The following is a 14054-nucleotide window of genomic DNA, read 5'->3' as shown; positions in this document are numbered from 1 at the left end:
TCAGCCGAGCACGCCGGCGGCCCGCGCCGCACCGGCGTAGGCGTCCGCGAGCGAGTCGACGGTCTCGTGGGCGTTGAGGCCCGACGGGTTGGGCACGACGAAGACGCGCGAGGTGCCCCACGGCTCGGGCTGCTCGCCGACCGTCGCCTTCCGGGCGCCGAACGCCGACCGGTACGCCGTGATGCCCGCGACCGCGACCACGCGCGGGGTGCGCTCGGCCACCAGCTCCACCAGTCGGGCGCCTCCCTCGCGGAGCTCGTCACGGGTCAGCTCGTCGGCCCGGGCGGTGGCTCGCGCGGCGACGTTCGTGATGCCGATCCCTCGCGAACGCAACGCCTCGCGGTCGGCGTCGGTCATCCCGGCGGCCGGGTCGATCGGCGTGGTGAGGATCCCGGCACGCAGCAGCGCCGGGTAGAACCGGTTGCCGGGATGGGCGAAGTGGGTCTGCGTCGCCGCGGTCCACAGTCCCGGGTTGATGCCGACGAACAGCAGCCGCAGCGGCTGGTCGGGCGGCGGCAGCAGGTCGGGCACCTCGGTGTCGCGGAAGGACTCGAGCTCGGCCCTGGTGAACCCCATGGCCGTCAGATCGGGGCGTGGCGCCGCAGTCCGGCCCCGAGCCCCATCCGGATCGCGCCGCAGGCCTCGAGCACCGCCTCCCGACCCGAGCGGCCGACGCCGGTCGTGCTGGCGAAGGCGTGGATCAGGCTGTCGTGGCGCCGCAGCGCGACGGGTACGCCGGCCTCCGCCAGGCGCCGGGCGTAGGCCTCGCCCTCGTCGCGCAGCGGGTCGAAGCCGGCGGTGGCGACGTAGGCGGGCGGCAGGCCGGTCAGGTCCTCGGCGAGGAGGGGCGAGACCCGCGGGTCGGTGCGGTCGGCGTCGCCGAGGTAGCGCTCGGTGTACCAGTCCATCTGCTTCTCGGTGAGGTAGTGGCCCTCGGCGAACTCGCGGTAGGACGCGCTCTGACGGCTCGTGTCGGTCACCGGGTAGAGCAGCAGCTGGAAGGCCGGGTGGACCTGGGCACCGGACAGGTCCTGGCAGAGCACGGCCGAGATGTTGCCACCGGCGCTGTCGCCCCCGACCCCGATGCGGTGGACGTCGTGGCCCCAGGCAGCAGCCTTCGAGGCGGCGAACATGAACGCCGCGCGGGCGTCGTCGAGCGCCGCGGGGAAGGGGTGCTCGGGGGCGAGCCGGTAGTCGACGGCGAGCACCGAGACGCCGGCGTGGGCGGCGATGAACCGGCACAGCACGTCGTGGCTGTCGAGGGACCCGACGACGAACCCGCCGCCGTGGAAGTAGACGAGCAGCCGGTCGGCGTCGTCGCGGTGGGCGAGGTAGCGGCGTGCGGTGATGCCGCCCGCGAAGGTGGGGATCTCGACGTCCTCCACGAGCGCCATCTGCGGCCCGTGACCGCCGAAGAGGCCGGCCTCCCCGTCCACCCGCAGCCGGGCAGCCGCGGGCGTCAGGGACGCGTAGTCGCTCTCCGGGAGGGCGTCGAGCAGGCGCAGGGCCGCCGCCACCTCGGGCTCGAGGACCGCGCCTGCCCGGTTGACCCGGCGCCCGCCCACCAGGGTCTGGAGACGGTCGGGCGCGCGGCCGAACACCTTGACCACGGCGCGGGAGACGGTGGACTCGAGAGCCTGGGCATCCATGGCCGGTGATCCTGCCACCCGGGCCCGGGCGGGCGCGACGGGGCCTGCGCTCAGGTGAGGGCCTGCTCGGCGTCGTGGCGGCTCGAGACGCAGAACTGGTTGCCGTCGGGGTCGGTGAGGGTCACCCAGCGGAAGTCGTCGTCGCCGCGACGCTCGACCAGTCCCGCGCCTGCTGCGACCAGCTCGTCCACCGCCGCGTCGAGGTCGGGGGCCGCGAGGTCGAGGTGGACCCGGTTCTTGCCCGGGGTGGCGTCGTCGACCTGCTGGAAGCCCAGCAGCGCGGGGAGGCCGCCGCCGGCGACGATGAGGAACTCGCCGCCGAAGTCCTGCACCACCTCGGCACCGAAGCGCTCGGCCCACCAGGCTGCGAGCGGCGTGGCCGCCGGGGTGTCGATCGTGATCATGCCGATGCTCAGGGTCATGGCCCCGACCGTAGCCGCGGCCACCGACACCGGTCGAGCAGCACGAGACCCCGCCTCCCTTGCGGGAGACGGGGTCTCGGTGTGGTGCTCGTGCGCCCTCAGGCGCTCAGATCACTTGGTGATCTTGACGACGCGGCCGGCGCCGACCGTGCGGCCACCCTCGCGGATGGCGAAGCGCAGGCCCTCGTCCATCGCGATGGGCTGGATGAGCTCGACCGACATCTCGGTGTTGTCACCCGGCATGACCATCTCGGTGCCCTCGGGAAGGGTCACAACACCGGTCACGTCAGTCGTACGGAAGTAGAACTGCGGGCGGTAGTTGTTGAAGAACGGCGTGTGACGGCCGCCCTCGTCCTTCGAGAGGATGTAGACCGAGGCCTCGAAGTTCGTGTGCGGGGTGGTCGTGCCCGGCTTGATCACGACCATGCCGCGCTCCACGTCCTCGCGCTTCGTGCCACGGAGGAGCAGACCGACGTTCTCGCCCGCCTGGCCCTCGTCGAGGAGCTTGCGGAACATCTCGACACCGGTGACGGTGCTCTTCTGCGAGCCCTCGCGGATGCCGATGATCTCGACCTCCTCGTTGACCTTGACGATGCCGCGCTCGATGCGACCGGTGATGACGGTGCCACGACCGGTGATCGTGAAGACGTCCTCGACGGGCATGAGGAACGGCTTGTCGGTCTCGCGCTCCGGGGTCGGGATGTAGTCGTCCACGGCCTGCATGAGCTCGACGATCGACTCGCCCCACTTGGCGTCGCCGTTGAGGGCCGGGAAGGCCGCCACGCGCACGACGGGGATGTCGTCGCCCGGGAACTCGTACTCGGAGAGGAGCTCGCGCACCTCCATCTCGACGAGCTCGATGAGCTCCTCGTCGTCGACCATGTCGCACTTGTTGAGCGCGACCACCAGGGCGGGGACGCCGACCTGGCGCGCGAGCAGCACGTGCTCACGGGTCTGCGGCATCGGGCCGTCGGTGGCGGCGACCACGAGGATCGCGCCGTCCATCTGGGCCGCGCCGGTGATCATGTTCTTGATGTAGTCGGCGTGACCGGGGCAGTCGACGTGCGCGTAGTGGCGAACCTCGGTCTGGTACTCGACGTGCGCGATCGAGATCGTGATGCCGCGCTGGCGCTCCTCGGGAGCCTTGTCGATCTGGTCGAACGCCGAAGCCTCGTTGAGGTCCGGGTGCTTGTCGTGCAGCACCTTGGTGATCGCCGCGGTCAGCGTCGTCTTGCCGTGGTCGATGTGACCGATGGTGCCGATGTTGACGTGCGGCTTGGTCCGCTCGAACTTCGCCTTAGCCACTGGGGCTCCTCCTGATTGTTGTTACGTGACTCGTGGGTGTGGGGTGTAGCTGGGTGCCGAGGATCCGGCAGCGATCACTCGCCGCGGACCTTCTTCACGATCTCGTCGGCGATGTTCGTGGGAACCTCGGCGTACGAGTCGAACTCCATCGAGTACGACGCCTGACCGGAGGTCTTGGACCTCAGGTCGCCAACGTACCCGAACATCTCTGACAGCGGCACGAGGGCGCTGACGACCAGGTCGCCGTGACGCTCCTCCTGTGCCTGGATCTGGCCCCGGCGGGAGTTGATGTCGCCGATGACCGTGCCGAGGAAGCCCTCGGGGGTGGTCACCTCGACGGCGAACATCGGCTCGAGCAGGACGGCCTGGGCCTTCTGCGCGGCCTCCTTGAACGCCTGGATGCCGGCGATCTTGAACGCGAGCTCGGAGGAGTCGACGTCGTGGTAGGCGCCGTCCTCGAGGGTGACCTTGACGTCGACCATCGGGAACCCGGCCTTGATGCCGAACTGCAGCGCCTCCTGGGCACCCTGGTCGACCGAGGGGATGTACTCCTTCGGGACGCGACCGCCGCTGACGGCGTTCACGAACTCGTAGCCCGCGCCGGTGCCGGTCTCGGGGTCGATGTTCGGCTCGATCGAGATGACGATCTTGGCGAACTGGCCCGAGCCACCGGTCTGCTTCTTGTGGGTGTAGGAGTAGTTCTCCACCTTGCGGCGGATGGTCTCGCGGTAGGCGACCTGCGGCTTGCCGACGGTGGCCTCGACCTTGAACTCGCGCTTCATGCGGTCGACGAAGACCTCGAGGTGGAGCTCGCCCATGCCGGCGATGATGGTCTGGCCGGTCTCCTCGTCGGTCTTGACGGTGAAGGTCGGGTCCTCCTCGGTGAGCCGCTGGATCGCGGTGCCGAGCTTCTCCTGGTCACCCTTGGTCTTGGGCTCGATCGCGACCTCGATCACCGGGGCCGGGAACGTCATCGACTCGAGGACGACCTGCTGGGTCGGGTCGGACAGGGTGTGGCCGGTCTTGGTGTCCTTCAGACCCATGACCGCCACGATCTGGCCGGCGCCGACCGACGCGATCTCCTCACGCTTGTTGGCGTGCATCTGGTAGACCTTGCCGATCCGCTCCTTGCGGCCGTTGACCGAGTTGACCACGGTCGAGCCGGCCTCGAGCTTGCCGGAGTAGACCCGGACGTAGATCAGCTTGCCGAGGTGCGGGTCCGAGGCAATCTTGAACGCCAGGCCCGAGAAGGGCTCGTCGTCGCTCGGCTTGCGCAGGATCTCGACGTCCTCGTCGTTGGGCTTGTGGCCCACGATCGCGTCGACGTCGAGCGGCGAGGGCAGGTAGTCGACGACGGCGTCGAGCAGGGGCTGGACGCCCTTGTTCTTGAACGCGGTGCCGGTGAGGATCGGGTTGAGCTTGTCGGCGAGGGTCGCGCGACGGATGGCGGCCTTGAGGGTCGGCACGTCGAACGTGTCGCCGTCCTCGAGGTAGACCTCCATGATGTCGTCGTCGGCCTCGGCCAGCGTCTCCACGAGCTTCTCGCGGTACTCGGCGGCCTTGTCGGCGAGGTCGGCGGGGATCTCCTCGATGGTGTAGTCCTCACCCATCTCGGTCTCGCCGCGCCACACCTTGGCGTGCATCTCGACCAGGTCGACGACGCCGATGAAGTCGGACTCGGCACCGATCGGGAGCTGCAGCACCAGCGGGGTGGCGTGCAGGCGCTCGACGATGGAGTCGACGCACTTGTAGAAGTCGGCACCCGTGCGGTCGAGCTTGTTGATGAAGCACATGCGCGGCACGGCGTACTTGTTGGCCTGGCGCCACACCGTCTGGGACTGCGGCTCGACACCGGCGACACCGTCGAAGACGGCGACGGCGCCGTCGAGGACGCGCAGCGAGCGCTCGACCTCGACGGTGAAGTCGACGTGGCCGGGCGTGTCGATGATGTTGATCTGGTGCTTCTTCCACCAGCAGGTCGTCGCGGCGGACGTGATGGTGATGCCGCGCTCCTGCTCCTGCTCCATCCAGTCCATCGTGGCCGCGCCCTCGTGGACCTCACCGATCTTGTAGGTGATGCCGGTGTAGAAGAGGATGCGCTCGGTGGTGGTGGTCTTGCCGGCGTCGATGTGCGCCATGATGCCGATGTTGCGGACCTGCTTGAGGTCGGTGGTGATGTCGACAGCCACTGAAAGTCTCAGTCCCTCGTAAGAGTAGGTGGGTGTGGTGGGGGCGGGGCTCCGTCACCGGAGCCCCGCACCGGTCACCAGCGGTAGTGGGCGAAGGCCTTGTTGGACTCGGCCATCTTGTGGGTGTCCTCGCGCTTCTTCACAGCGGCACCGAGGCCGTTGCTGGCGTCGAGGATCTCGTTCATGAGGCGCTCGGACATGGTCTTCTCGCGACGGTCCTGGGCGTAGCCCACGAGCCAGCGCAGGGCCAGCGTGGTGGAGCGGTTGGCCTTGACCTCGACGGGGACCTGGTAGGTCGCACCACCGACGCGGCGGGACTTGACCTCGATGGCCGGCTTCACGTTGTCCATCGCACGCTTGAGCGTGACGACGGGGTCGGTGCCGGTCTTCTCGCGGCAGCCCTCGAGGGCGGTGTAGACGATGCGCTGCGCGACGGCCTTCTTGCCGTCCTGCAGGACCTTGCTGACGAGCTGCGTGACCAGCTGCGAGCCGTAGACGGGGTCGACGACGAGCGGGCGCTTGGGAGCGGGACCCTTGCGAGGCATTACTTCTCCTTCTTCGCGCCGTAGCGGCTACGGGCCTGCTTGCGGTTCTTGACACCCTGGGTGTCGAGCGAGCCGCGGATGATCTTGTAGCGGACACCGGGAAGGTCCTTCACACGGCCGCCGCGCACGAGCACGATCGAGTGCTCCTGCAGGTTGTGACCGACACCCGGGATGTAGGCGGTGACCTCGACGCCACTGCTCAGGCGCACGCGGGCGACCTTGCGGAGGGCGGAGTTCGGCTTCTTCGGGGTGGTCGTGTAGACGCGGGTGCAGACGCCACGGCGCTGCGGGGATCCCTTCAGGGCAGGCGTCTTGTTCTTGGACACCTTGTCCTGGCGGCCCTTGCGGACCAGCTGGTTGATGGTGGGCACCGGGTGGTTCCCTCTCTCTGTCTTCTCATCACGGACCGGCGCGGTGCCGGACTCGGGGTTCGAGCGTTCGTGCGGTGTGCCTGATGCCAGCGGGTCTGGTGCGTCCCGGACGGGCCGCGACTCTGAGCATGGGCAGGGGTCTGGACGTGCCAGACACAAGGATTGAGGCTACTCGGGCGCTACGACAGGGTCAAAACGCCGCAGAGGCCGTCTCCACGACCGGTTCGGCGACCTCGTCAGCCCGCTGGTGGCGGGCCCTCTGGAGCCTCAGGTACATGATCGCAGACAACGCAACCCCGGCAATCGTCATGAGGCCGCCGCCGACCAGCGTCCAGCGTGCGCCGTACTCGTGCCCGATCCAGCCGATGATGGGCGCGCCGAGCGGGGTGCCGCCCATGAAGATCATCATGTAGAGCGCCATCACGCGGCCGCGGACGCCCGCATCGGTGTGCAGCTGCATGTAGGTGTTGGCAGCGGTGATCATGGTGAGCGCCAGGAACCCGGTGACCGGGGCCCAGACGGCGAAGGCGAGGTAGGACGGCATCAGGCCCGACAGCACGACCGAGACGCCGAACGCCAGGGCTGCACCCACGACGAGGCGGTGGCGCACCTGCGTGCGCCGCGCGGCGAGGAGGGCGCCGGTCAACGAGCCGATCGCCAGGACCGTGCCGAGCAGGCCGAACTCCTCGGGACCCTTGGCGAAGACCTCGGTCGCCATCAGCGCGGAGGTGATCTGGAAGTTGAGGCCGAAGGTGCCGGCGAAGAACACCAGGCCGAGCACCAGCATCAGGTCGGGGCGTGCCCTGACGTAGGCGAGGCCCTCACGGATCGCACCGGGTCCCCGGCTGACGGGCGTGGCGGCGTCGATCCGGCTGACGTCGAGGTGGCGCAGCGACCAGATGGGAGCGGCGTACGACACCGCGTTGAGCAGGATGACCCAGCCGGTCGCGACCGCTCCCCCGCCGAACGCGGCGATGAGCAGGCCGGCGAGGCCGGGGCCGACGAGGCGGGCGGCGTTGAAGCTGGCCGAGTTGAGGCCGACGGCGTTGGTGAGGTCGACGGGGTCGACGAGCTCGCTGACGAAGGACTGGCGCGCCGGGGCGTCGAAGGCCGAGGCCGCGCCGAGGATGAGCGCCAGGACGTAGACGTGCCAGACCTGCGCCACCCCGGTGACGGCCAGGATGCCGAGGATCCCGGCGGGCACGGCCATGCCGATGTTGGTCAGCTGGAGCAGGCGGTGCTTGGGCATCCGGTCGGCGACGAGGCCGGCGAAGGGCGTCAGCAGCAGGAAGGGCAGGAACTGCAGGCCGGTCGTGATGCCGAGCGCAGTCGCGCCGGAGCCGGCGGCGAGCTGGAGGACGAGCCAGTCCTGGGCGACGCGCTGCATCCAGGTGCCGGTGTTGGACACGACACCACCGGCGGCGTAGCGGCGGTAGTTCGGGTTGGCCAGGGAGCGGAAGGTGGGACTCGTGGTGACTCCTCGGGTGGTCAGCGGTCGGGTGGTCGGTGGAGCTCAGTCGTTGATGGCGAGCTGGGCCAGGATCGGCGCCGCGTCGCGGAGGGTGGCTCGCTCGGCGTCGGTGAGGCCCTCGAGCTGCCGCGAGAGCCAGGCGTCACGGCGCTGGCGGTCGGCCAGGACCGCGGCGCGCCCCGCGTCGGTCAGGGTCACGACGACCTGGCGGCCGTCGGTCTCGTGCGGACGACGTACGACGAAGCCGTCCTCCTCCAGGCAGTTGACCGTGCGGGTCATCGACGGGGGCTGCACGCGCTCGGCGCGGGCCAGCTCGCCCACCGTCTGGTCGCCGAGGCGCACCAGCAGGCCCAGGACGACCATCTGGCTGATGCTCAGGTCGTTGTCGGGGTGGCGCTCGCTCATCAGGCGGCGGCGCAGGCGCATGACGCCGCCCCGGAGCTCGGAGGCGAGCCCGGCGTCGGTGCGGAGGTCGGCGGTCGGCATGTCGTTAGCATAACTCATTACCTGTGCTAACTATTCCACGGTGCGTGGGCAGGGTTCCGTGCCCGAACCTCGTGGGCGAGTCTCGAGCTTCTGGTGCTGTGCAAGCACGTCGAAGTCCGGGTTTCCCCGCAGATGCGGGGAAACCCAGAGGAAGAGAAGCTCGCTCAGGCGGTCAGGACAGCCAGCCGCTGATCGGCGTGTAGGCGAAGTAGACGACGAAGAGGGCGGCGACGACCCACATCAGGGGGTGGACGTCGCGGGCCTTGCCGACGACGGCCTTGATGAAGACGTAGGCCACGAAGCCGGCGCCGATGCCCACCGAGATGGAGTAGGTGAACGGCATCAGCACGACGGTGAGGAAGGCGGGGATCGCCACCTCGAGGTCGCGCCAGTCGATCTCGGTGACCTGCTGCATCATCAGGAAGCCGACCAGCACGAGCGCCGGGACCGCGGCCTCGGACGGGATCGCGGCGACCAGCGGCGTGAAGAACGTGGCGAGCAGGAACAGCACCCCGGTCGCGACCGACGCCAGCCCGGTCCGGGCTCCCTCGCCGACGCCGGAGGCACTCTCGATGTAGGACGTGTTGGACGAGACGCCGGCCGCGCCACCGGCGATGGCGGCGACGGAGTCGACCACCAGGATCCTCTGCGCGCTCGGCGGGATGCCCTCCTCGTCGTTGAGCCCGGCCTCGGCGCCGATGGCCGTCATCGTGCCCATCGTGTCGAAGAAGTCGGCGAGCAGGAGCGAGAAGACCAGGAGCAGGGCGGCAAGGGTGCCGGTACCGGCGCTGCCGAACGCACCGAAGAGGTCGAAGCCGCCGAGGGTGTCGAAGTGCGGCAGCCCGACGACGTCGCCGCTGAGGGTCGGCACGCTGAGCGACCAGCCCTTCGGGTTGTCCGCCGACGAGGCGCCGATGTCGCCGACCGCCTCGACGATGACGGCGACCACGGTCGTGGCGACGATCGAGATCAGGATCGCGCCGCGGACCTTCCGCACCCACAGGGAGATGACCAGCGCGAGTCCGAGGACGAAGACCAGCACCGGCCAGCCGCCGAGGTGGCCGTCGCCGCCGAGCTGCACGGGGACGGTGGTCTGGAACGCGTCGGGGATGCGGGTGACGACGCGGGCGTCGACGAAGCCGATGAGCGCGATGAAGAGGCCGATGCCGACCGAGATCGCGACCTTGAGCTGCTGCGGCACCGCGTGGAAGACCGCCTTGCGGAAGCCGGTGAGCACCAGGACGAGGATCAGGACGCCCTCGAGGACGACCAGGCCCATCGCCGCGCCCCAGGTCGACTGGCGCGCGATCGAGTTCGCCACGAAGGCGTTGAGGCCCAGCCCGGTGGCCAGGGCGAGCGGGAAGTTGGCGTAGCCGCCCATCAGGATCGTCAGCACGCCGGCCACCAGCGCCGTGCCCGCCGCGATCGCCGGGATGCCGCTGCCGGGCTCGGCGCCGCCGCCGAGGAATGCGCCGGTCGAGTCGGGCACGAAGCCGAGGATCAGCGGGTTGAGCACGATGATGTAGGCCATCGTGAGGAAGGTGACCAGGCCGCCGCGGAGCTCGCGACCGACGGTCGATCCCCGCTCGCTGATCTTGAAGAATCCGTCGAGGCCGGCTGCCGGCGCAGTCTTGGTGTCACTCACGGAACCGCAGTGTGGCAGAACCTTGCTACGGCCGTGTTTCGTGCCGTGTCGCGCGTGTAGCGTGACGATCGTGGACCTGGGCGACGAGCAGCCGACGCAGCACGAGATCGGCAACCGCACCTACATCGTGGCTCAGGTCGAGCCCCTCGACGTCGACGGCGTGCGCACCACCGAGGTCGGCACCGCCCTGTGGTTCCTCGGCTTCCTCGGCCTGCTCCCCTTCTGGAGCACGCTGCAGGACAACGGCCGCACCTGGTGGCTCTGGACCTGCCTCGCGGGCTTCGGCCTCGGCCTCTGCGGCCTGGAGTACTGCCGGCGTCGCCGCAAGGAGCGCGCCGCACAGTCCAGCGGCGGAGCACACCGGTGACCCTGCCCAGGACCCGCTGGGAGCTGACCGGCGAGGACAACCGCGGCTACGGCCAGCACTTCGCCACGCAGGTCGCCAACGGCGCGGACGTCGACGGTGAGGCCCGGTTCGTCGACGCGCTCGCCCCACGGGGCGCCCGGATCCTCGACATCGGGTCGGGCATGGGTCGCGTCTCGGCGGCGCTGAAGGCCCGCGGTCACGACGTCGTCGCGACCGAGCCCGACCCGGCGCTGCGCGCGCAGTCGGAGTCGACGTACGCCGACCTCGCCGTGCTCCCCCACGAGGCCCTCGCCCTCGACCCGGCCGAGGTCGGTGCCTTCGACCTCGTCGTGGTGGTCGGCAACGTGATGATCTACCTCGGCGAGGACACCGAGGTCGCCGTCCTGGAGCGGGTCCGCGACCTGCTCGCGCCCGGCGGCCGCGCGGTCGTCGGCTTCCACCTGACCGCCGTGAAGACCGGGAGCCGGACCTACCCGGCCGACGAGTTCGTCGCCGACGTCGCCGTAGCCGGGCTGCGGGTGGTGCACCGGTTCGGCAGCTACGAGCTGCACGAGCCCCACGACGAGTACGCCGTCTGGGTGCTGGCCGCGGGCTGAGGCCCGCGACTCCTCAGACCTCGTCGTCGGTCAGCGTGTCGAGCACGTGCTCGGGCATCGGCAGCGGCTGCTGCTTGCGGGCGAGCTTGACCTCGGAGTGCGCCCCGCAGCCGTGGTCGAGGGTGACGACCCGGCCGTCGTCGTTGGCGTTGCCGTTGGCGCAGACGCCGAACCGCGTGGACAGCGACCCGTTGAGGCGGACCAGGAAGCCGCAGGAGAAGCAGTGGTCGGGCGCGCTCTTCGCGAGGGGGGCCTCGGGGCCGCCGGTGCCGTCGTGCCAGCGCTCGGCCGCCATGTCCAGGCCCTCACGGCTGAGGGTGCGCACCCGGCCGAGACCGAGGTCCTCGGCCACGCGGCGCACCTGCGCCTTCGCGTCGCCGTCGAGCGGCGTGTCGAGCGGGTCGTCGCCGACGAGGTAGGTCGGCACGAGGCGCGCGTCCTCGTCCTCGACGGGGAGCAGGTCGCCGGGCGAGAGGTCGCCGGGCTGGATCCGCTCCTTGTAGGGCACCCACGGCGGGGCCACGATCGCCTCGTCGCCGGGCAGCAGCACGACCTCGTTGACGGTCAGCTCCTTGCCGCGCTTGGCGCGGGTGATGGTCACCGACCAGTACCACCCGGGGTAGCCCGCACGGACGCACGCGAAGTGGTGGGTCACGAGGCGCTCGCCCTCGGCGTGGACGCCGAGGTGCTCGCCCAGCTCACCGGGCTCGGCGACTTCGAGGACGACCTCGCGCGCCAGGTCGATGGCCTTGGCGAGGGTCGAGTCCGGCTTGCCGGCACGGGTGGGGAGAGCAATCACAGGTGCATCCTCGCAAACGCCCCGTCATCCTGTCCCGTCGACGTCCCACCCGGACCGTCCTGACCCGCGCTGTCGGGTGGGTAGGACAAGATGGTGCACGTGACCTCCGAGCACCCCCACCCCGTCCCGGGGCAGGACCAGGGGCACGACCGGGGGTACGACCGGGAGCACGCCGACCAGCGCGGCGGCGAGCCGACGGAGCCGATCGCCGGACACCCCAGCGGTGCCGTGCGCCGCTCGCTGTCGGGCGCCGCGCGCGGCGTCCGCGCCGCGGGGCGGGGTGCGCGCACCGTCGGCCACGGTGCCGGCACCGCCGGCCAGTACGCCGTGCGGCAGGCCCGTCGCGCCGCCCGGGCGGAGGGCGCCGGCGACTCGGGCCTCTCGCGGCTGATCGAGCTGCACGCCTTCAACGCCGCGGGCGACGCGGCCGTGGCGATCTCGCTCGCCGGGACCCTGTTCTTCCAGGTTCCGACCGGCGAGGCCCGCGGCCAGGTCGCCCTCTTCCTCGGCATCACGATGCTCCCGTTCGCGATCGTCGCGCCGCTGATCGGGCCGTTCCTCGACAAGTTCAGCCACGGCCGCCGCTGGGCCGTCGGCTCGACGATGGCGATCCGCGGCTTCCTCTGCTGGGTGCTCGCCACGGCGGTCGCCACCGAGTCCTACTGGCTGTTCCCGGCGGCGCTCGGCGTGCTCGTCGCGTCCAAGGCCTACGGCGTGACGCGCGCCGCAGCCGTGCCCCGGCTCGTGCCGCGCGACCTCACGCTGGTGAAGGCCAACGCGCGCGTCTCGCTCGCGGGCGTCGTCGGCGCCGGGGTCTCCGCGCCGCTCGCGGTGCTCGCCTCGACGTTCGGCCCCGAGTGGTCGCTGCGCTACGCGTTCGTCATCTTCGTGATCGCCACGATCTGGGCGATCCGGCTGCCCGAGAAGGTCGACGCCAGCCACGGCGAGGGCGACCTCGTCCTCGGCGGCGAGGAGTCCGAGCCGACGACGACCGGCAAGCGGTCGCGCACCCGCATCCCGGCCGCGGTCGCCTTCGCGCTGCGGGCCAACTGCGGGCCGCGCTGGCTCTCGGGCTTCCTCACCATGTTCATGGCGTTCCTGCTGCGCGAGAACCCGATCGGCGACTGGCGGCCCGAGGTCCTGCTCGGTCTCGTGATCGGCGCCGCGGGGCTGGGCAACACGCTCGGCATCACCATCGGGTCGCTGCTGCGCAAGCTCAACCCGGCCGTCACCGTGGTGCTCGCCCTGCTCGCCGACGCCGTCGTCGCGACGGTCGCCGCCCTGTTCTACGGGCTCGTCCCGCTGGTGCTGCTCGGCCTCACCGCGGGGCTGGCGCAGTCGCTGGCGAAGCTGTCGCTCGACTCCACGATCCAGCGCGACATCCCCAGCCGGATCCAGGCGAGCGCCTTCGCCCGTTCCGACACCACGCTGCAGCTGGCGTGGGTCATCGGCGGGTTCATCGGCATCGCGATGCCGTTGATGCCGCAGCTCGGGCTCGGCATCGCCGCGGGCGCGCTCGGCCTCTGGGCGACCTTCGTCCTGGTCAGCCGGCCGGCACGGGGTGCGCAGGCACCTGCCCGGACCTGACGGCGTACCAGCCCCGGAGTGCCTAGATGTCGAGCTCGTCGGCGAGCGCGCGCAGCACCTTGGCGGTGCCGCGGCCGGCGGCCCGCTCGGGGTGGCGCCCGCGGCGGTAGGTCTCCTCGACGCCCTCGAGCATCTTGATGAGGTCCTCCACGATCGTGACCATCGCCTCGGGCTGCTTGCGCTGCGCGTTGCGCTGGTTGCGCGTGACGGAGGCGGGCGCGTCGAGGACGCGCACCTGGAGCGCCTGGTCGCCGCGGCGGCCCTGGGCGATGCCGAACTCGACCTTGGTGCCGGCCTTGAGGGTGGTGACGCCCTCGGGCAGGGCGTCGGAGTGCACGTAGACGTCCGGGCCGCTCTCCTGGGACAGGAAGCCGAAGCCCTTCTCCGCGTCGAACCACTTCACCTTGCCACTGGGCACGGTCCACTCCACTCAGGTCGGTCAGTCACGAGTGCCGGCACCCGCTCGGTGCAGTCGGCGCGCAAAGGATAGGGCGCGGGGACGAGCCGCCACCAACGGGTTCTGCCGACCGCCCTTTGCCCCGCGCCGTGACTGCTGGGACGATGGACCACTCGTGGGGCCCCGCCGGACGCGGCGGGAACCAGCAGCAGGCCAGTACGGACG

At 70.6% G+C, this 14054-nt stretch carries 15 protein-coding genes; 3 read left to right on the top strand and 12 right to left on the bottom strand.

The window, feature by feature from the left end:
• The 10 genes from BLV76_RS11455 to BLV76_RS11410 all read right to left on the bottom strand — a co-directional run bounded on the left by BLV76_RS11455 (window position 1) and on the right by BLV76_RS11410 (window position 10083).
• Window positions 1–576 (bottom strand): mismatch-specific DNA-glycosylase, encoded by a 576-nt coding sequence (locus BLV76_RS11455; RefSeq protein WP_090969242.1) that lies wholly within the window; start codon window positions 574–576, stop codon window positions 1–3.
• Window positions 577–581: 5 nt separating this feature from the next.
• Complete coding sequence (locus BLV76_RS11450; protein ID WP_090969241.1) at window positions 582–1649, bottom strand: alpha/beta hydrolase; 1068 nt, start codon at window positions 1647–1649, stop codon at window positions 582–584.
• Between the two features lie 50 nt (window positions 1650–1699).
• Window positions 1700–2071, bottom strand: coding sequence for a VOC family protein (locus BLV76_RS11445; protein ID WP_090969240.1), 372 nt, complete (start codon window positions 2069–2071; stop codon window positions 1700–1702).
• A gap of 111 nt (window positions 2072–2182) precedes the next feature.
• A complete protein-coding gene (gene tuf, locus BLV76_RS11440) occupies window positions 2183–3376 on the bottom strand; it encodes an elongation factor Tu (RefSeq protein ID WP_090969239.1) in 1194 nt (397 codons plus the stop codon).
• Between the two features lie 74 nt (window positions 3377–3450).
• Complete coding sequence (gene fusA, locus BLV76_RS11435; protein WP_090969238.1) at window positions 3451–5565, bottom strand: elongation factor G; 2115 nt, start codon at window positions 5563–5565, stop codon at window positions 3451–3453.
• 74 nt (window positions 5566–5639) lie between these two features.
• On the bottom strand, window positions 5640–6110 hold the full coding sequence (gene rpsG / locus BLV76_RS11430) for a 30S ribosomal protein S7 (protein WP_090969237.1): 471 nt from the start codon (window positions 6108–6110) through the stop codon (window positions 5640–5642).
• On the bottom strand, window positions 6110–6481 hold the full coding sequence (rpsL, locus tag BLV76_RS11425) for a 30S ribosomal protein S12 (RefSeq protein ID WP_056906817.1): 372 nt from the start codon (window positions 6479–6481) through the stop codon (window positions 6110–6112). The genes rpsG and rpsL overlap by 1 nt, the downstream gene beginning before the upstream one ends.
• A gap of 190 nt (window positions 6482–6671) precedes the next feature.
• Window positions 6672–7931, bottom strand: a complete 1260-nt coding sequence (locus tag BLV76_RS11420) for an MFS transporter (RefSeq protein ID WP_281246180.1) — start codon at window positions 7929–7931, stop codon at window positions 6672–6674.
• 63 nt (window positions 7932–7994) lie between these two features.
• Window positions 7995–8438, bottom strand: a complete 444-nt coding sequence (locus tag BLV76_RS11415; RefSeq protein WP_245734640.1) for a MarR family winged helix-turn-helix transcriptional regulator — start codon at window positions 8436–8438, stop codon at window positions 7995–7997.
• A 172-nt stretch (window positions 8439–8610) separates the two neighbouring features.
• Window positions 8611–10083 (bottom strand): NCS2 family permease, encoded by a 1473-nt coding sequence (locus BLV76_RS11410; RefSeq protein WP_245734639.1) that lies wholly within the window; start codon window positions 10081–10083, stop codon window positions 8611–8613.
• A gap of 70 nt (window positions 10084–10153) precedes the next feature.
• Here BLV76_RS11410 and BLV76_RS11405 point away from each other — a divergent pair, with 70 nt between their 5' ends.
• The gene (locus BLV76_RS11405; protein ID WP_245734638.1) at window positions 10154–10450 is read left to right on the top strand and encodes a DUF2530 domain-containing protein; all 297 of its coding nucleotides are present in this window, start codon (window positions 10154–10156) and stop codon (window positions 10448–10450) included.
• Complete coding sequence (locus BLV76_RS11400) at window positions 10447–11046, top strand: class I SAM-dependent methyltransferase (RefSeq protein ID WP_217630324.1); 600 nt, start codon at window positions 10447–10449, stop codon at window positions 11044–11046. Before BLV76_RS11405 ends, BLV76_RS11400 begins: the two co-directional genes overlap by 4 nt.
• A 13-nt stretch (window positions 11047–11059) precedes the next feature.
• On the opposite strand, the gene BLV76_RS11395 is transcribed toward BLV76_RS11400, so the two are convergent.
• Window positions 11060–11845, bottom strand: coding sequence for a DUF3027 domain-containing protein (locus tag BLV76_RS11395; RefSeq protein WP_090969234.1), 786 nt, complete (start codon window positions 11843–11845; stop codon window positions 11060–11062).
• Window positions 11846–11944: 99 nt separating this feature from the next.
• On the opposite strand from BLV76_RS11395, the gene BLV76_RS11390 reads away from it, so the two are divergent.
• Window positions 11945–13432 (top strand): MFS transporter, encoded by a 1488-nt coding sequence (locus BLV76_RS11390; protein WP_245734637.1) that lies wholly within the window; start codon window positions 11945–11947, stop codon window positions 13430–13432.
• 22 nt (window positions 13433–13454) lie between these two features.
• On the opposite strand, the gene BLV76_RS23335 is transcribed toward BLV76_RS11390, so the two are convergent.
• Window positions 13455–13850 (bottom strand): cold-shock protein, encoded by a 396-nt coding sequence (locus BLV76_RS23335; protein WP_090972619.1) that lies wholly within the window; start codon window positions 13848–13850, stop codon window positions 13455–13457.
• Between the last annotated feature and the right edge of the window lie 204 nt (window positions 13851–14054).

The organism is Nocardioides exalbidus, from assembly GCF_900105585.1.
In the GTDB taxonomy this organism is placed as follows: Bacteria; Actinomycetota; Actinomycetes; order Propionibacteriales; family Nocardioidaceae; genus Nocardioides; species Nocardioides exalbidus.
Note: the sequence above shows the minus strand (reverse complement) of the source record. Positions and strands in the feature narration are given on the sequence as shown.